The sequence below is a fragment of the Streptomyces glaucescens genome (assembly GCF_000761215.1).
In the GTDB taxonomy this organism is placed as follows: domain Bacteria; phylum Actinomycetota; class Actinomycetes; order Streptomycetales; family Streptomycetaceae; genus Streptomyces; species Streptomyces glaucescens_B.
This window is the reverse complement of record NZ_CP009438.1, coordinates 2534489-2552973: the sequence shown is the minus strand read 5'-3', so window position 1 is coordinate 2552973 and position 18485 is coordinate 2534489. Positions and strand designations below refer to the sequence as shown.

At 71.9% G+C, this 18485-nt stretch carries 10 protein-coding genes; 6 read left to right on the top strand and 4 right to left on the bottom strand.

Going from position 1 to position 18485, the window contains the following annotated elements; genetic code table 11:
* The first annotated feature begins 152 nt into the window (after positions 1 to 152).
* The 6 genes from SGLAU_RS11000 to SGLAU_RS10975 all read left to right on the top strand — a co-directional run bounded on the left by SGLAU_RS11000 (position 153) and on the right by SGLAU_RS10975 (position 12015).
* Positions 153 to 1511, top strand: coding sequence for an extracellular solute-binding protein (locus SGLAU_RS11000; protein WP_043500628.1), 1359 nt, complete (start codon positions 153 to 155; stop codon positions 1509 to 1511).
* Positions 1508 to 2449, top strand: coding sequence for a carbohydrate ABC transporter permease (locus tag SGLAU_RS10995; protein ID WP_043500626.1), 942 nt, complete (start codon positions 1508 to 1510; stop codon positions 2447 to 2449). Before SGLAU_RS11000 ends, SGLAU_RS10995 begins: the two co-directional genes overlap by 4 nt.
* Entirely contained in the window at positions 2446 to 3306 is an 861-nt protein-coding gene (locus SGLAU_RS10990; protein ID WP_043500625.1) for a carbohydrate ABC transporter permease, read from the top strand. The genes SGLAU_RS10995 and SGLAU_RS10990 overlap by 4 nt, the downstream gene beginning before the upstream one ends.
* A gap of 270 nt (positions 3307 to 3576) precedes the next feature.
* Complete coding sequence (locus SGLAU_RS10985) at positions 3577 to 5091, top strand: alpha-N-arabinofuranosidase (RefSeq protein WP_043500622.1); 1515 nt, start codon at positions 3577 to 3579, stop codon at positions 5089 to 5091.
* 319 nt (positions 5092 to 5410) lie between these two features.
* Positions 5411 to 11593, top strand: coding sequence for a DNRLRE domain-containing protein (locus SGLAU_RS10980; protein ID WP_078957674.1), 6183 nt, complete (start codon positions 5411 to 5413; stop codon positions 11591 to 11593).
* 2 nt (positions 11594 to 11595) lie between these two features.
* Entirely contained in the window at positions 11596 to 12015 is a 420-nt protein-coding gene (locus SGLAU_RS10975; RefSeq protein ID WP_043500619.1) for a hypothetical protein, read from the top strand.
* A gap of 66 nt (positions 12016 to 12081) precedes the next feature.
* Here SGLAU_RS10975 and SGLAU_RS10970 read toward each other — a convergent pair whose 3' ends face one another.
* Genes SGLAU_RS10970 through SGLAU_RS36685 form a run of 4 tightly spaced genes read right to left on the bottom strand, consistent with a single transcriptional unit; the run spans position 12082 to position 18375 of the window.
* Complete coding sequence (locus SGLAU_RS10970) at positions 12082 to 12507, bottom strand: hypothetical protein (RefSeq protein WP_159072774.1); 426 nt, start codon at positions 12505 to 12507, stop codon at positions 12082 to 12084.
* Positions 12508 to 12535: 28 nt separating this feature from the next.
* On the bottom strand, positions 12536 to 13141 hold the full coding sequence (locus tag SGLAU_RS10965; protein WP_043500615.1) for a DUF4291 domain-containing protein: 606 nt from the start codon (positions 13139 to 13141) through the stop codon (positions 12536 to 12538).
* On the bottom strand, positions 13138 to 13698 hold the full coding sequence (locus tag SGLAU_RS10960; RefSeq protein WP_043500614.1) for a hypothetical protein: 561 nt from the start codon (positions 13696 to 13698) through the stop codon (positions 13138 to 13140). The genes SGLAU_RS10965 and SGLAU_RS10960 overlap by 4 nt, the downstream gene beginning before the upstream one ends.
* Before the next feature lie 9 nt (positions 13699 to 13707).
* Positions 13708 to 18375, bottom strand: coding sequence for an RHS repeat-associated core domain-containing protein (locus tag SGLAU_RS36685; protein ID WP_043500612.1), 4668 nt, complete (start codon positions 18373 to 18375; stop codon positions 13708 to 13710).
* Positions 18376 to 18485: the final 110 nt, after the last annotated feature.

Genomic DNA, 18485 nt, shown 5'->3' with positions numbered 1-18485 from the left:
GTCGCGGGCCGTCCGGCGCGCGCCTGCGCCGTTTTCGCGAGTTGCTGTTCAACCCATTGACGCGCATGCGCTCCCACCTTACGGTCCGTTCGAAGTTACGAGCGTCATTCGACATATCGAACGCTAGAGAACTCGAACAGTAAGGGCAGGGAATGGGACGACCTGGCCTGAACCGCAGGCACATGCTGGCCGGCCTCGGCGGACTGACGGTCGCGGGAAGCTTCGGCTTCGCCGCCCTCGGCACCGGGGCCGACGCACTCGCCTCCGGCGCCCGCACGCGGGTGACGTACTGGAACCTCTTCAGCGGTGGCGACGGCTACAACATGGTCGCGATGCTGGACGCCTTCCGCGCGGAGCATCCGGACGTCGCGGTGAAGGACTCCACCCTCCAGTGGGGCAATCCCTTCTACACCAAGCTCGCCATGGCGGCGGCCGGCAACCGCGCCCCGGACCTCGGCGTCATGCACCTGGGCCGGGTCACCGGCTTCTCGCCCGGCCGTCTCCTGGACCCCTGGGACACCGGCCTGCTCGCCGAGTACGGTGTGCGCGAGGCGGACTTCAACCCCGAGCTGTGGCGGCGCGCCGTCATCGACGGCAAGCTCTACGCCCTCCCGCTCGACATCCACGTGCAGCTCTGCTTCTACCGCAAGGACGTCCTGCGCAAGGCCGGCCTGCTCGGCGCCGACGGGCGGATGGTCCCCCCGGCGTCCGCCGACGAGTGGTTCGCCATGCTGAAGGAGGCCAGGGCGGCCACCAGGAAGGGCCTGCAGACCATCGGCCTGTGGCTCAACGACCAGAACTTCCAGTGGTGGTTCTTCGTCGCGTTCTACACCCAGCTCGGCGGCACCTGGTTCGACGAGGCCCGCACCGAGGTCACCTTCGACACCGACAAGGCCACCCAGGTGCTGGAGTTCCTGCGCCGGCACGTCACCGACGGGTACGCCGACCCCGGCTTCGGCGGCGGCGCGGGCGCGGAGCAGTTCCTCAACGGCTCCCCCTTCGCCTGGGAGGGCAACTGGTCGGTGCCGGTCTTCGACACCGCGAAGGTCGACTACGGCGCCACCCCGCTGCCCCCCGTCTTCGGCCGGCCGGCCACCCACGCCGAGTCGCACGCCTTCGTGCTGCCGCACCGGTCCGGCCGGGGCGGCGCCGCCAACGAGGGCGCCCACCGGCTCGCCGCCTACATCGTCAGGAACGCCCGGGCCTGGGCGGCCGGCGGTCACATCCCCGCCTACACCCCCGTCCTGGCCACCCCCGGCTACCGGAAGCTGGACCCGCAGAGCGAGTACGTGTCCGCCATGGACCACCAGGCCACCGAGCCGAAGGCGTGGTTCGCCGGCTCCACCGGCATCCTCGCCCAGCGCATCGGCCCGGTCGTCGTCTCCTCGACGATGGGCTCCGCCAAGCCGGACGCCGCCGCCCGCCGGATGCGGAGCACGCTCGCCGGCCTCCTCGCCATGAAGAACCCCATGGACGGGAAGACCGCCGCGCAGGGAGGTGCGGCCGCATGACGACGACCAGTGCCGGGACCGTCATCGCCCCCGCCCGCGCGAGGACCACCGCGGCGAGCGCCACCGTCCGCCGCAAGCAGGGCCTCCAGCACGGCGGCTGGTTCGTCGCGCCGTTCCTCGTCCTCTTCGCGCTGTTCGTGGTCTGGCCGCTGCTGCGCGGCCTCTGGCTCAGCTTCACGGACGCCAACATCTCCGGTGAGGGCGCGAGCTTCGTCGGCCTCGGCAACTACCGCGAGGCCCTCCGGGACGACCTGATGTGGGAAGCACTCGGCCACAGCGCGTACTTCACGCTCCTGGCCGTGCCCTGCATCACCGTCCTCGCCTTCCTCCTCGCGATGCTCGCCCACCACATCGAGCGCGGGAAGTGGCTGTGGCGGCTGTGCTTCTTCGCCCCGTTCCTGCTGCCCTCCACCGTCGCCGCGAACCTGTGGCAGTGGCTGTTCAACCCCGGCACCGGGATGATCAACCACGTCTTCGGCACCGACACCCCGTGGCTCACCGACAAGACGTACGCCATGCTCGCCGTCGTCGTCACCACCCTGTGGTGGACGGTCGGCTTCAGCTTCCTGCTCTACCTCGCCGCCCTCCAGGGCATCCCCGGCCACCTCTACGAGGCGGCCACACTGGACGGCGCGAACGCCTGGCACCGCATGGCGCACATCACCCTGCCGATGCTGCGCAACATCACCGGCCTCGTCGTCGCCCTCCAGATCCTCGCCTCGCTCCAGGTCTTCGACCAGGCCGTCGTGATGCAGGACTTCGGGCCCGGCCCCGAGGGCTCCACCAGGACCTTCGTGCAGTACACCCTCGAAGAGGGCTTCACCGGCTACCGCGTGGGCTACGCCTCCGCCGTCTCCATCATCTTCTTCCTGATCATCGCGGCCGTCGCCCTCGCGCGGATGTGGCTGCTGCGCAACCGTGAGGAGGGCGGCCGATGAGCGGCGCCGCACGGATCCCGGCCAAGCCGCGCCGGGCCTGGACCCCCGGCCAGATCGTCCTCACCCTGCTCGGCGCCGCCGTCTCCGTGGTGTTCCTCTCCCCGCTCGCCTGGGCCCTGTTCACCTCGCTGAAGCCGGAGACCGAGGCCGTCGAGGTGCCGCCGCGCTGGCTGCCGGAGGAGTGGACGGGCCAGGCGTGGTCGGCGATCATCGAGAACGGCAACATCACCGACTGGTTCGTGAACTCGCTGGTCGTCTCCGTCTGCGTGACGACCGTCGTGCTGGTCGTCGCCGCGCTCGCCGGATACGGCTTCGCCCGCACCGAGTTCCGGGGCAAGGGCGTCCTGATGGGCGTCGTCATGGCGGGCCTGATGGTCTCGCCGGCCGTCCTCGGGGTGCCGCTGTTCACCACCGTCCAGCAGATGGGGATGGTCGACACCTACTGGGGCATGATCCTGCCGCAGTGCGCGCCCGCCGCGATGGTCTACATCCTCTACAAGTTCTTCCAGGGCGTCCCGCGCGAGCTGGAGGAGGCCGCCTTCATCGACGGCGCGGGCCGCTGGCGGGTCTTCCTCACCGTCGTCGTCCCGCTCGCCCGCCCCTCCCTCGCCGCGGTCGGCATCTTCACCTTCATCGCGTCGTGGAACAACTTCCTGTGGCCGTACATGGTCACCAGCAACCCCGACCTGATGACCATGCCGAACGGCATCGCGACCGTCATGAACTCCTACGGCATCCAGTGGGCCCAGCTCATGGCCGGCGGATTGCTGGCGGGCCTGCCCCTCATCGTCGTCTTCGTCTTCTTCCAGCGGCAGATCGTGGCGGGCGTCGCCCACACGGGACTGGCGGGACAGTGACCGTGACCGCGCGCAGCACCCTCACCGCCGACGCGACGGCCAGTCCGTCTTCCTGGACAAGGGCAAGGGCGAGGACCGGCCGGAGTACGACCACGACGACGCCGAGGACGACGGCACGCCCGAGCCGGCCCTGAACCGGCTCACCCGGACGAAGGACGGCCGGCCCGAGGCCGGCCAGGGACGCCGGCCGGCGTCCCCGTGCGGGCTCCGCCGCGCGGGCGCGACCGGCCACACACGACCCGCGGACGACACCAACACCGGAAGGACACCATGCGCACCGCCCGCTTCACCCTCGACCCCGCCTTCACCGTCGGCGAGGTCAGCCCCCGCCTCTTCGGCAGCTTCGTCGAGCACCTCGGCCGCTGCGTCTACACCGGCATCTACGAGCCGGACCACCCCACCGCCGACGAGGCCGGCCTGCGCCAGGACGTCCTGGACCTGGTCCGCGAGCTCGGCGTGACGGCCATCCGCTACCCCGGCGGCAACTTCGTCTCCGGCTACAAGTGGGAGGACTCGGTCGGCCCGGCCGAGGACCGCCCGCGCCGCCTCGACCTGGCCTGGCACTCGACGGAGACCAACCGCTTCGGCCTCTCCGAGTACATCGCCTTCCTGCGGAAGATCGGCCCGCAGGCGGAGCCGATGATGGCCGTCAACCTGGGCACGCGCGGCGTCGCGGAGGCCCTGGAGCTCCAGGAGTACGCCAACCACCCCGCCGGCACCGCCCTGTCCGACCTGCGGGTCGCGCACGGCGACAAGGAGCCCTTCGGCATCCGCCTGTGGTGCCTGGGCAACGAGATGGACGGCCCCTGGCAGACCGGCCACAAGACGGCCCGGGAGTACGGCCGGATCGCCGCGGAGACGGCCCGCGCGATGCGCCAGGCCGACCCGGCGGTCGAGCTGGTCGCGTGCGGCTCGTCGGGCCAGTCGATGCCGACGTTCGCCGAGTGGGAGGCGACGGTCCTGGCGGAGACCTACGACCTGGTCGACTACATCTCGCTGCACGCCTACTACGAGCCGGTCGACGGCGACGTGGACTCCTTCCTGGCGTCGGCCGTGGACATGGAGTCCTTCATCGAGAACGTCATCGCCACCTGCGACCACGTCGGCGCCCGCCTGAAGTCGAAGAAGAAGATCAACCTCTCCTTCGACGAGTGGAACGTGTGGTACCTCTCCCGCTGGGAGGAGCGCGCCAGGACCTTCGGGCGGCACGACTGGCCGGAGGCCCCGCGCCTGCTGGAGGACAGCTACAGCGTCACCGACGCCGTCGTCTTCGGCTCCCTCCTCATCGCGCTGCTCCGGCACGCCGACCGCGTGACCGTCGCCTGCCTCGCCCAGCTGGTCAACGTCATCGCCCCGATCATGACCGAGCCCGGCGGCCCGGCCTGGCGCCAGACGACGTTCTTCCCCTTCGCGCAGGCGTCGGCGTACGGCCGCGGCGAGGTGCTGGACGTCCGCGTCGACTCCCCGACGTACCGGACGGCGAAGTACGGCGAGACCGACCTCCTACACGCCACCGCCGTACGCGCCGGGGACGGCTCGGTCACCGTGTTCGCCGTCAACCGCGGCCGCACGGACGCGCTCCCGCTGGAGGTGGCCCTGAACGGCCTCGGCCTGACCCGGGTCGTCGAGCACAGCGCCCTCGCGGACGACGACCCCGACGCCCGCAACACCCTCGACGCCCCCGCCCGGGTCACCCCGCACCCCGTCGAGGGCACGGCCCTCACGGACGGCCGTCTGGACGCCGTGCTGGAACCGCTGTCCTGGAACGTGATCCGCCTGGCCTGACGGGGACACGGGGCGGGGCGGACGGCGGGCGCTCCGGCCCCCGGCCGCCCCGCCGGATCCGCGGCGGCCGCGACGCGGTTCCCGTGATGGAGATCACTTACGCGTCGTGGTCCCGCGGGGCCGGTTTGCCCCTCATCGAACGCCTTCGCGATCTTGCGTCCTTCACTACCTTCTCCGAATGATCACACTCCTTACCGTGTCGTGAAGGTAGCGATTCGTGAGATCTGTAGACACTCTTCCGTCCCCCGAGGAGCGGGGATGGATCTGGGGCGAGCGCAGCAGAAGCCTGCGCTGGATCGCCGGCGGGCTCGCCGTCATCATGTCGGTCTCCCTCATGGAGGGCGTGGCCGCGGCCGCGCCGCCCGAGACCCCGGCCCAGGAGCCGAAGGCCGGCTCCGTGACCACGGCGGCCGACATCCCGTCGGCCAAGGTGGCCGCCAGGCTGTCGGGTCACCGGGTGGAGGCCCTGTCCGAGCGCACGGAGACCTCGACGACCTGGGTGAACCAGGACGGCAGTCTGACGACCGAACTGTCCGCCGGTCCGGTCCGTTTCCAGCGCGACGGCGACTGGACCGACGTCGATGTGGACCTGCGCGAGTCGGGCGACGGGGTCGCACCCGTGGCCCACCCCGGCCGGCTCAGGCTCGCGGGCCGGACCGGCAGGCCCGCCGCGTCGCTGAAGGCGGCTCAGCGGACCGCGGCCGTCGACCTCGTGACCCTGGGCGAGGGCGACCAGCGCATCACCCTCCAGTGGAAGGGCGGCCTGCCGAAGCCGACGCTGAAGGGCCCCCGCGCGGAGTACGCCGACGCGGTGCCCGGCGCCGACGTCATCGTGGAGGCCACCCGCACCGGCTTCGAGCAGTACGTCGAGATCAAGCGGCGGCCGACGACCGCCGACTACACCTACACGCTGCCGCTGAAGGCCAAGGGGCTGAAGGCGAAGCAGCTCGGGGACGGCAGTGTCCTCTTCACCGACCGGAAGAACAGGAAGCGGGCCGTGATGCCCGCACCGGTCATGTGGGACTCCACGGTCGACGAACGCTCCGGCGAGCACGTCAACCGGGCCAGGGTCGACATGAGGGTCGTCCGGACGAAGGACGGCGTCGATCTGGTCGTCAGTCCCGACCCGGAGTTCCTCGCCGACCCGGACACCAAGTACCCGGTGACCGTCGACCCGTCCACGTCGTCCCTGTCCAGCGTCTTCGACACCTACGTGCAGCAGGGCGAGACCGTCGACTGGTCCGGGGACGTCGAACTCGACTTCGGCAACCCGGGCACCAAGAACGCCGACGGCACCCCGCGCACCGCCCAGTCCTTCATCACCTGGAACACCACCCCGATCCAGGACGCACTGGTCTCCAGCGCCAAGCTCAGCCTGTGGAACTTCCACTCGGGCAACACCGACTGCAAGCTCCACCCCTGGGAGGTCTGGGCCTCCGGCGCGGCGTCCACCTCCAGCCGGTGGACGAACCGGCCGGCGATGACGGCGAAGAAGGCGACGTCCACCGAGACCCGCGGCAACGCCGGCTGCGCCACCCAGCCCGACGGCTGGATCAACGCCGACGTCACCACCCTCGCCCAGGAGTGGGCGTCGGCCAAGGCCACCCGCGGCCACATGGGCCTGCGCGCCTCGGACGAGTCGGTCGTCGCCCAGTGGAAGCGCGTCAACTCGGCGAACGCGGCGGCCAACCCGCCGAAGCTGGTGGTGAACTACAACTTCCGTCCCAAGACGGGCACCCGGCAGGAGGCCGGTCCGCCGTTCTTCTCCTACGGCGGCGCCTACCAGGTGAACACCACCACCCCCACCCTGCGGGACACGTTCGTCGACGCCGACGGCGACAAGGTCAACGGCACCTTCCAGATCTACGACAGCGCCACCAACACGCAGGTCGGCAACGTCATCGTCTCCCCGTACGTGGCGTCCGGCTCGGCCGCCTCGGTGACCGTGCCGGCGGGTGTGCTCAGCAACGGCAGGACGTACAAGTTCCGTACCTCGCCGTACGACGGCACGCACTACAACACCGGCTGGTCGGCCTGGCGGACCTTCACCGTGGACACCTCGGCGCCCTCCGCGCCGACGAAGATCACGTCCACGGACTACCCGTCGGGCCAGTGGGTCAAGGGCGAGGGCCAGCCCGGCGTCTTCACCGTCACACCGCCCGCCGCGGACCACAACTGGCTGGAGTGGTCGCTGGACGGCGTGACATGGACGAAGGTCACCACGGGCGGCGCGAGCACCCCGCAGAACATCAGCGTCACCCCGCCGAGGAACGGCACCCACACCCTTCAGGTGCGCTCGGTGGACAAGGCGGACAACAAGTCGGAGGCGCTGGAGTACACGTTCCACGCCGGTTCCGGCGGCTTCCTCCAGCCGTCCGGGGGCGAGCGCACCGCGCGCCGGCTGCCGCTGGTCGCGGAGGCGGACGCCGGCAGGTACGACAGTGTGTCCTTCTCCTGGCGCCGCTCCGAGGCCGACGGCTGGACGAGGATCCCCGCCGGTGACGTCACCTCGGGCGGTGTACCGCTCACCGCGTGGCCGGTACCGCTGGCCGGCGGGAAGAACGCGCCGCTCGTGTGGAACGCCACCCAGACCGTCGACCCCGACGGCACGGTCCAGATCAAGGCGGACTTCACCGGGCCGAACGCGGCCGCCGGCAGCACCCCGCCGCTCAGTGTCGTCGTGGACCGCAACGCCGACGGAGCCGCCGGCACCGAGGTCGGGCCCGGCTCGGTGAACCTGCTCACCGGTGACTACACCCTGTCCGAGGACGACGTGTCGCTCTTCGGCATGACGGTCACCCGTACCGCCTCCTCCCGCAGCCCGGACCAGGGCGCCCGGCAGGAGGGGCAAGCCGCGATCTTCGGCAAGGAGTGGGTGGCCGGAACGGTCGCCGAGGACACCGAGAGCGACTACAACCACATCCGCAAGGTCTCCGACACCGCCGTCGACGTGGTGATGGAGGAAGGCGACGCGATCCACTTCACGGCCAACGCCGCGAAGACCGCCTGGGTGGGCGAGCCGGGCGCCGAGGACCTGACCCTGAAGGGCAGCACGACGGGCTCCTTCACCCTGTCCGACCCCGACGGTGTCGTCACCACCTTCACCAAGCCCGCCGCGAACGCGACCACCTGGCAGGTCTCCAGCACCCTCCAGGACGGCCTGGCCAACACCACGACGAGGACCGTCTCGGAGACGGTGACCGTGGACGGCAGGACCCTCGCCCGCCCCAAGCGGATCATCGCCCCGACCTCGGCGGTCACCGCGGCCGCCTGTGAGGCCGACCCGTCCACCAAGGGCTGCCGGGTCCTGGAGTTCGTCTACGCCACGGCCACCACGGCCACCGGCACCGAGACCGACGCCCAGTTCGGCGATGTCGCCGGGCAGGTGAAGCAGATCCGGCTGTGGGCGACCGAGCCCGGGGCGAGCGCCGCCACCCCGACCGCCGTCGCCGCCTACCGCTACGACGCGCAGGGCCGGCTCCGCCAGTTCTGGGACCCGCGGATCGGGCAGCAGTCCGAGACGCAGTACGCCTACCACGAAGGCCGCGTCACCTGGCTGGAGGAGGCCGGAGAGCTGCCGTACACCTTCACCTACGGCAACCCCGGCACCGGCCCGGCCCCGGGAGCGGGCATGCTGCTCAAGGTCTCCCGGCCCGCCCTCCGGCAGGGCACGGCCGACACCGTCGAGTCCACCGCGACCACCAGCCTGGTCTACGGCGTGCCGCTGACCGGCGACCGGGCGCCGTACGCCATGGGCGCCGCGGCCACGGCCGGCTGGGGCCAGCTCGACACCCCCTCGGACGCGACCGCCGTCCTCCCCGCGGACTCGGTGCCGTCCTCCCACGACGGCGCGGCCCTGACACGGTCCGACTACACCCGGGCCACCGTGCACTACCTGAACGCCTCCGGCCGCGAGGTCAACACCGCCGAGCCGGGCGGGCACATCAGCACCACCGAGCACGACCGCTTCGGCAACGTCGTCCGGGAACTCACCGCCGCCAACCGTGAGCTGGCCCTCGGCGGCTCGGACGCGCACCGCGACACCCTGACGGACCTGGGCATCGTCTCCCGCTCCCCGGCCGAGCGCGCCCACCTGCTGTCGACCACCACGCTCTACGACGACGGCGGCGTCCGCGAACAGGAGGAGTTCGGACCGCTGCGCCGGGTGGACCTGGCCGAGGACCTCAAGGACGGCACCACGGTCCTGGTCCAGGCGGGCACATCGGTGCCGGCCCGGTCGTGGACGGTCAAGGAGTACGACGAGGGCCGACCCACCGACGGCACCGCCACCGTCAAGGACCAGGTCACCCTGGAGATCACGGGTGCCCGGGTCCGTGACTACCACTCGGTCATGGGCGACAAGCGGGTCACGGAGACCCAGTACGACTGGGCCAAGGGCCTGCCCACCCTCACGATCCAGGACTCCGGCGGGCTGAACCTGACCAGTTCCAGCAGCTACGACGCCCAGGGCCGGGTGGTCTCCCAGACCCTGCCCGGCGCCACCGGCACGGACGCGGCCACCCGGATCACCACGTACTGGTCCGCCGACGGCACCGGCCCGTGCAAGGGCCGCCCGGAGTGGGCCGACCTGCCCTGCTGGACCGGCCCGGCGGGCGCCATCACGGGAGGCGGCGGCAACCCGGCCGCGCTGCCCGGCACCACCACCGAGTACGGCTACTACGGCGAGACGACGAAGACCGTCGAGACCGCCAACGGCAAGACCCGTACCGTCACCACCCAGTACGACGGCGCCGGCCGCCCCACCACCGTCACGGTCACCAGCGACGCCGGTCAGCCCGTCCCCGTGACGACCACCGAGTACGACCCGGTCACCGGCGACGTCACCAGGATCACCTCCCCGACGGCCGGCACGATCACCAAGGTCTACGACAAGCTGGGCCGGCTCATCTCCTACACGGACGCCGACGGCGGCCGGACCACCACGGAGTACGACCTGCTCGACCGCCCGGTCAAGGTCACCGACACCGCACCCTCCACCGTCACCTACACCTACGACCACACCGCCGAGCCCCGCGGCCTGGCGACCCGGATCACCGACTCCGTCGCGGGCGCCTTCTCCGCCACGTACGACGCGGACGGCTCGGTCGCCACCGAGAAGCTGCCCGGCGGCTACACCCTGACCGTCACCGAGGACACGACGGGCGCCCCGGTCTCGCGCGCCTACACCCGCGACAGCGACGGCGTCAGCGTCTTCACCGACACGGTCGCCGAGTCCGTCCACGGCCAGGTCACCCGCCACCAGGGCTGGTCGGCGCAGAAGTACACCTACGACCGGGCCGGACGGCTGACCGACGTCGACGACACCGTCGGCGAGGTCTGCACCCGGCGCAGCTACACCTTCGACCAGCGCAGCAACCGCACCGCCCTGTCCACCGCGACCGCCGCGCCCGGCGCCGCCTGCACCTCCACGGGAGCGACCACCACCACCCACACCTACGACAGCGCCGACCGGCTCGTCGACACGGGCTACGTCTACGACGCCTTCGGCCGCACCACCGCGCTGCCGGGCAGCACACTGGAGTACTACGCCAACGACCTGGTCCACCGGCAGACCGCGGACGGCAAGCGCCAGACCTGGCAGCTCGACCCGGCCCTGCGCTTCCGCTCCTGGACGGTGGAGACCGGCAGCGGCACGAGCTGGACGCCGGCGCAGTCCAAGCTCAACCACTACGACGGCGACAGCGACAACCCCCGCTGGATCGTCGAGGACACCGCCACCGGAGCCCTGACGCGCAACGTCGACTCGGTCTCCGGGGACCTCGCCGCCACCACCGGCAAGACCGGCGACACCGTCCTCCAGCTCACCACCGTCCACGGTGACGTGGCGCTCCAGCTTCCGCTGGACCCCGCCCAGGCACCCACGGCGCTGGACGCCGACGAGTACGGCAATCCGCGTCCCGGCCAGCACGCCACCCGCTACAACTGGCTCGGCGCCAAGCAGCGCTCCACCGAGACGCTCACCGGCCTGACCCTCATGGGCGTCCGGCTCTACAACCCCGCCACCGGCCGGTTCCTGTCCCTGGACCCGGTCTACGGGGGCAGCGCCAACGCGTACGAGTACACCTACGCCGACCCGGTCAACAAGTTCGACCTCAGCGGCCGGTGGGTGCCCCTGGTGGTCTGGGGCGTACGAGCGGCGTGGACCTGCTACAAGCACTGCCGCAAGGTGTACCGGGCCGCGAGGACCGGCTACCGCGCCTACAAGGCGTACAAGAAGAAGAAGAAATACGTGAAGGCGGTCTACCAGTACCGCGCCCGCGGCGCCCGCTGGAACAACAACCGGTACTTCGGCGAGCGCAGCAGGTTCTTCGGTGACAAGCACCGCGGCCGGCAGGGCTACCTGAACCGGCGCAACTGGGGGATGGGCTGGAGTGCCGTCGGGTTCAAGAAAACCCTCGGCATCAAGAAGGCCAGGACCGTGTTCCGCGTCAAGTTCGGCAGGGGGAGACACTGGGACCTGCGAGTCGGAAGGTGGTTGTAGACATGGCGGAGACTGCTCCCCGGCCGCCCGCGTCGGCGGAACTGGAGGCGGCGCTCCGGTCGCTGGACGTGGCGGACCCCGCGCCGCGCGAGCGGTGGGAAGGGGACGCCTGGGTGGCGGACTGGGACGGTGACGTCCGCGGTCACGACGTGTACGTCCTCGTCATGGGCGCCCGCAACCACCCCGGGAGCGCACGGCTCATGCTGGACGAGTTCACGTTCGAGGACGTGCGCACGGAGGACGTGGCGGAGCTGGTGCGCAAGGCGTTCACCGGTGACGCCCGGGTGACGCGGCGCCGGGCGCTGCTGTCCAGGCAGCTCGTCCTCGACGTCCGGGCCGGTTCGCACACGTACTCGGCGAGCGTGAGCGGCGACTCCGTGGACGACCTGTCCACCTGGGCGAGGCCCCTGGCCACGCCGTAGGCCGGCAAGAGGGGCGGTCCGGCACCCGGCCGTTCACCGGGCACCGGACCGCCCCACCCACCCCCGTCAGGCGCCACCGGACGCACCGCCACGACCCACCGGCCGCGACGACGCGTCCCAGGTGAACTCGTAGCGGTTGCGCTCCCGGTCGAAGGTGACGCCGATGCCGACGCCGTCGATGCCGTGGTGCCGCCGCAGGCACTCGATCACGGCCGCGGCGGCCACCTCCTCCTGGTGGTCCGTCAGCATCGGCACCTCCCAGTCCAGCACCCGTACGACGACGACACCGGCCCCGGACCGGAGGGCGTCCAGCCGGCCGGCGACCAGGCCGAGGCCGAACCGCATCCACTCCTCGTCCGCCGGGACGATCCCCGGCGGCGGCACCCACCAGACCGGCGGGTCGCCGGTCACGCGCGCGTCGGGCGGCGGTGCCTCCGCCTGCCCGACGTCGAGACCGATGCGGGCGACGAGCCCCCAGGGACCGAGGCGCACGCGGTACGTGTGGCTGGACGCCACCTCGTCAGCCGTCCGCGCCCAGCCGGCGGCGCAGCGGCTCGGGGAGCGGGTAGGGGCGTTCGGCGGGGAGGAGGGCCAGCGCGTCCTCGATCTTCCCGGCCAGGACCGCCGAGTGCACGGAGCGGGCCAGGTCCGTGACGTCCGTCAGGCCGGTGATCCAGTCGTCGACGTAGCGGGTCACGGCCTCACCGGACAGGCCCACCTGGATCGCCCGCCAGGGCTGCGGTTCCAGACGGACCGACCGGTCCGGGTCCCACTGCACGCGCACGGGGCACTCCGCGACCTGGGCCCGCCACTCGTCCCGGTCGGTGTGCACACCGGACTGGAAGTGGCTGAGGGCCGAGTGCGCGAGCGCCCACTCGAAGCCCGCGCGGTCGATGTCGATGCGCAGGACGCGCTCCTGACCGGGCTTCTGGGCCCAGCCGCAGCGGTACATCATCCACAGGAACGACGGCTTGATCCACGTCATCCGCTCGCGCCTGAACGGTGCCACGAACGTGCCCGCGCGCAGCGCCGGTCCGGCGATCTCCGGCGGGTACGCCTGGTAGACCGTGATCACGGAGTCCGTGTAGGCCGCGCGCACCAGGCGCACGTGCTCCGTCTCCGTCACCGGCCGTGCACCTCGGACACCCAGGCGCTCGCCCGGTGGACCTCCGGCCCCTCGACGTGCGCGGCACCGGCCGTGTACAGCAGCCACAGCAATTCCAGGGACCCGAAGAAGGACTCGCCCCAGCTGTCGACCCAGACCCGGACCCGGGACGGGCCGACCGGGACGACGTCCCAGAGTTCCCAGCCGCGGGAATCGTCGTCCGGGTCGAATCGGTAGATCCAGTTCTGCAAGGACCAGGTATTTCCGCCGCTCGCGTTCCGGTACGCCGTGCGGCCGTCCCCGGCGAATGTCTCCGTGGCCTCGCCGTCCCGCGCGCACACGGCCGTGAACCAGTCAGGGAAGTCGTCCACGGGCAGGTCCGTGTCGTCGAACTCCGCGGTGCGGGCCAGCCGCAGCGCGGCCGTCAGCACGTGCCGTACCCGCTGGGCGTACTCCTCGGCGGAGCCGGCGGCGACCTCGGCGGTGAACGCGGCCAGCACCGGCGGTGCCGTGCCGGCCGGCGGGCGCTGCGCCACGCGATCCAGTTCGGCGGCGACGCTCTCCTCGCTGTGGATCATTGGCCGATCCTATCCTTCCCGTACCACGTGCCCGGAGTTGGGGATGACCGCTCCCCGGAGTCCGTCGAGGAGCTTCGCGGGAATTCCGTAGAGGTCCGGTCCCTTGGTCGGGTCCGAGATCTCCGGGTATTCCTGGAGGAGCTGCTTCCATTCCTGCCGGGTGAAGGCGTCACCGTCGGGATGGTCGTCCTTGTTCTGGGGCAGCGCGGCATCCCGGATCGCGTCCCGGTATTCCCTGGGCACGTCGAACGACACGATCTGCCCGCTGTCGCCCCGGAATTCGATCGTGTGGCTTATGTCGTCGCTCATGTTCAGGTAGAGCTTGCCCTTGCCGGTGATGCTCACCTCCCCGTTCTCGCCGATGTGGACGCGCTGGCTCAGCGGGTGGTCGGTCTGCTTGCGGTAGACCGTGATGGTGTCCTTCTCGCAGGCGGCGAGCCCCAGCGGGTCCAGCCACGTGTGCGGGTTGTGCACGTACGCAGCCGGGTTCGGCGCGGGTGCCAGGCCCAGGGGGTCGGGGGTGAGGTAGCGGGCGGTCTCGGGGTCGTAGTGGCGGTAGCAGTTGTAGTGGAGGCCCGTCTCGGGGTCGCTGTACTGGCCGGGGAAGCGGAGCGGGGTGTAGGCGGTGGCGTCCTTGTTCCACGTCGTGGTGCCCCACAGGGTGGTGCGGGTGCGCCAGGCGACGTCGCCGTGCTCGTCGACCAGTTCGCGGGGGGAGCCGACGAGGTCGGTGACGATCGCGAAGAAGCGGGAGTCGATCTCCTCCTGCGGGGCGTCCGCCGCGGTGATCCGCTCGGTCTGCGCGACGGGGTGCAGGCCCTGGTGGTCCCAGGTGAGGGTGACCGGGTTCGGCAGGTCCGCTGACCAGGTGGTCTGCTCGCACAGCCTGGTGCCGTCCCAGGTGAAGTCGACGCGCTCGACGACCGTCTCGCCGTCGGCTGCGAGGCGCAGCTTGGCGGTGCGGCGGCCGAGGGGGTCGTAGGTGTAGCGCCAGACGGTGCCGTCCGGCGTGGTCACCCGGGTGAGCCGGTCCTCGGTGTCCCACTCGTAGCGCCAGGTGTCCGGCTTGCGGGACAGCCGGGTCTTCCGGCGCAGCGTGACGCGGCCCAGCGCGTCGTGTTCGTAGCGGACGTTCCCGGCGCGGGTGATGCGGGTGCCGTCGTAGGCGCGCTCACCGGTGGCCTCCTGGCCGGGGTGGGCGGCGGGCCAGTCGGCGCGCGTCTGGTTGCCGGCCTCGTCGTAGGCGTAGCTCTCGCTCCAGCCCTCGGCGCGGACGGCGGTGACGCGGCCGGCCGGGTCGAGGTCGAAGGCGCGCGGGCCGTCGATCCGGTCGTCGAGGGCGGCGAGGTGGCCGTCGGCGCGGTAGGTGTAGGCGCGGCGCTGGAGGGTGCGCCCGTCCGCGGCCGTGGCCGTCTGGGCGGCGAGCCGGCCCAGCGGGTCGTAGGCGTTCTCCAGGGTGAGGAAGTCGCCGACGCGCCGGCTGAGTTCGCGGCCCGAGGCGTCGTAGGCGATGTCGACGGGGCGGCCGGAGGCCAGCAGGCTGGTGCGGCGGCCCGCCGCGTCGTACGACCAGGTGGTCGTCGCGCCGGTGGGCGTGGTGCGCCCGTTGCGGCGCCCCAGCTCGTCGTAGGCGTAGGTGAGGGTGCGGCCGTCGACGGTCTCGGAGCGGACGAGGCCGTACCGGTCGCGGTCGACGGTCACCCGGCTGCCGTCCGGGCCGGTGGCCCCGGCGAGCCGGCCGAGCACGTCGTAGGTGAAGGTGGTGATCCGCCCGGCGGCGTCCTTGCGGAGGATCTGCCCGAGGGCGTTGCGCTCGAAGAGGGTGGTCTCGCCGAGGGCGTTGGTGCGGGCGGTGAGGCGGCCCGCGGCGTCGTGCCGGTAGGTCAGCGTCCGGTCGTCGAAGTCGGTCTCGGCGGTCAGCCGGCCCGCCGCGTCATGGGTGTAGGTCCAGGTCAGGCCCTGCGGGTTGGTGACCTCGGTGAGGCGCAGCTCGGTGTCGTGGGCGAACTCGTAGCGCACGCCGTCGGGCGTGGTGCGGGCGGTGAGCAGGTCGAAGTGGGTGTACTCGAAGCGGGTCTCGCCGCCGAGCGGGTCGGTGTGGGTGGTGCAGTTGCCCTCGCCGTCGTAGGTCCAGGACTCCCGGGTGCCGTCGGGCAGGGTGCGCCGGGCGAGCCGGTTCTCGGGCGTCCATTCCATCCGGGTGGTGGCGCCGGTGGGGTCGGTGCGGGTGACGGGCCGGCCGAGGGCGTCGTGGGTCTGGCGGGTGACCGCGCCGAGCGGGTCGGTGATCTCCTGGGGCAGGCCGGCCGGGTTGCAGCGGACCGTGGTGACGTTGCCGAGCGGGTCGGTGACCGAGGTGAGGCGGCCGGCCTCGTCGTAGCCGAAGCGGGTGGTGTGGCCGGCGGGGGTGGTGACGGACGTGCGGTTGCCGCGGCTGTCGTACGTGTACCGGGTGACGTTGCCGTCGGGGGTGCGGATGGCGACCGGCTGGGGGAAGGCGCCGTACTCGGCGGTGGTCTCGGTGCCGTCGGGGCGCACCACGGCGACGAGGTGCCCGGCGTCGTCGTACCGGTGCACGACGCGGTGGCCGGTCGGGTCGGTGCGGCTGAGCAGCCGGTCGCGCAGGTCCCAGGTCTGGGTGGTCGTGTGGCCGAGCGGGTCGGTGACGGCGACGACCTGGCCGAGCGGGTTGGCGCGGTAGACGGTGGCGTGGCCGAGGGAGTCGGTGTAGGTGACGGTGGTGGTGCCGTCGGGGTCCGGCCCCGCGTAGGAGATGCGGGAGTCGAGGATGCCGTCGCTGCCGCGGGTGGCGGTGACCCGGCCGTGCTCGTCGTAGGTGTACGCGAAGGTGGTGCCGTTGCTGTCGTGCCAGCCGGTGACGCGGTGCGCGGCGTCGTAGGTGTAGCGGGTGGCGGCGTCGACGGCGTTGACGACCTCCACCAGGTCGCCGCTCTCGTCGTAGCGGTAGGCGCGCAGCCGCAGCGGGCCGTCCTCGGTGAGGGCGTGCAGGGACGTCACCCGGCCGGTGCCCGCGTCGCAGACCGGTGTGAGCCGGTAGCCGCCGGAGTGGGCGATCTCGGTCGGGCGGCCGTTCGCGTCCCGTTCGAAGGAGAGGTGGTTGCGGTTGCGGTCCTCGACGTGGGCCAGCCACCAGACGCCCTCGGCGGCCGCGGCCGGCTCGAAGGAGCGGGTCAGGCCGGTGGCCGGGTCCTGCACCACGAGGACGTACGAGCTGCCGTGCGAGACGTACGTCAGCGGCAGGCGCTCGCCCGCCACCGGGTCGACGCGGTCGCCGACGATGTCCGGGGTGCGCGGGTAGTACAGGCTGGAGCCGTCCTCGCGGCGCCACCACACGCCGCCGGCCCTCGGGTCCCTCTCCAGCCGCTCGTCGAGCGTGGACGCCCAGGACGGGCCGAAGGCGTTGCCGTGGGCGTAGCCGGTGAGGTGGGTGCGGCGCAGGGCGAGCGGCAGGACGCCGGGCAGGTCGACGTCGGTCTGCGCCATGACCATCTGGCCGGTGGCCATGTCGATGGGGTCGCCGCAGGTCTCCCGGTCCGCCAGCGCGCGGGCCTGCCGGGAGCGTTCGGGCAGGTCCGGGTCGCGGCGGGCGTCCGCGCCGGTCCTGGGCCGGGTGCCCGGACCGGCCCCGTCGCCGCCGTCCCGGCCGTCGCCGTGCTTGCCGACGTCGACCCCCTTGGCCCGGTCGCCGATGTCCAGGTCGTTGCCCTTGTGCAGCGTGGAGGCGGCCTTCACGCGGGCCGGGACGGTCTCCGCGATGTGCTTGGCGACCTTGTCCATGGCCTTGTCGGTGCCCTTGAGCGCGCCGTGCAGCACGCTGTCGAAGGCCTCCGTGAACGGGTCGCGGCCCTTGCTGCGGCCGAACGCGGTGCGGGCCCGGCTCAGCGGCGAGGATGCGGCCAGGCGCAGTTCGCCGCCGTGCCCCGACACCTTCCCTGCGCCGCTCTCGAACTCGAAGTGGTCGATGCGGGTGCGCTTCTGCGGGCCACCGCCCCCGCCGTCCCCGCCGCCCGCCGAGGCGAGCTGCATCCCGCCCTTGCCGCCGTGCCCGCCGTGGCCGTCGCCGCCGTCCGCGGGCGGCATCGAGAAGGCGCCCTCGGCCAGGTCGAGGACCATGTCCTCGACCATCGCCTCCAGTTTGGCGTTGACCGGCTCGGTGAGCTTGGCGAGCACCTCGTCGACGATCCGCTCCACGGCCTCGTCGATGATCCGCTTGACCACCTGCCGCATCGCCGCGACCTCGGCCGCGCCGATCAGCGCGGACAGCCCGCCGGTGACCACGGCGAGACCGGCCGAGATGCCGACCGAGGCCGCCATCACGCCCAGTTCGATCTCGGCCTTGCGCTTCATCCCGAAGACGATGTCGGCGAGCGTGTCGCAGGCGTCCGCGAACAGCCGGGCGATCTCGGGCAGTTTCTCCAGGTGGCTGCCCTTGACCTGGTTCCAGTGCTTCTCCATGGCGTCGACGGCCCAGCCCTCGGACGAGGAGAGGATCCGGGAGAACGCCTTGTGCGCGTCTCCGCCGTGGCCCTCGAACTTGTCCGCGAACTCCCGCAGGGCCTCGGCCATCTCGCGGTAGTCGTCCTCGTCCACGTTCGGGAAGTTGATGCCGATGAAGTCCAGGACCTCGTCGAGCCAGCCCGGAATCGTGTAACCCATGCCTGTCGTTCCCCGTGTTCGCGGGCACCGTGCGGAAGCCCGGCCGTCCTGTGCGCCGTTCGGTCCCGACGGACCCTATCGGGGGACGTCCGGCAGAGGCCCGCCGGTTG

What these genes read in the sequence shown, in the direction of transcription:
- SGLAU_RS10995 (WP_043500626.1), top strand. Translation starts at nt 1,508, where the DNA reads ATGACGACGACCAGTGCCGGGACCGTCATCGCCCCCGCCCGCGCGAGG.
- SGLAU_RS10975 (WP_043500619.1), top strand. Translation starts at nt 11,596, where the DNA reads ATGGCGGAGACTGCTCCCCGGCCGCCCGCGTCGGCGGAACTGGAGGCG.
- SGLAU_RS10960 (WP_043500614.1), bottom strand. Translation starts at nt 13,698, where the DNA reads ATGATCCACAGCGAGGAGAGCGTCGCCGCCGAACTGGATCGCGTGGCG.
- SGLAU_RS36685 (WP_043500612.1), bottom strand. Translation starts at nt 18,375, where the DNA reads ATGGGTTACACGATTCCGGGCTGGCTCGACGAGGTCCTGGACTTCATC.
- SGLAU_RS10980 (WP_078957674.1), top strand. Translation starts at nt 5,411, where the DNA reads ATGTCGGTCTCCCTCATGGAGGGCGTGGCCGCGGCCGCGCCGCCCGAG.
- SGLAU_RS11000 (WP_043500628.1), top strand. Translation starts at nt 153, where the DNA reads ATGGGACGACCTGGCCTGAACCGCAGGCACATGCTGGCCGGCCTCGGC.
- SGLAU_RS10990 (WP_043500625.1), top strand. Translation starts at nt 2,446, where the DNA reads ATGAGCGGCGCCGCACGGATCCCGGCCAAGCCGCGCCGGGCCTGGACC.
- SGLAU_RS10985 (WP_043500622.1), top strand. Translation starts at nt 3,577, where the DNA reads ATGCGCACCGCCCGCTTCACCCTCGACCCCGCCTTCACCGTCGGCGAG.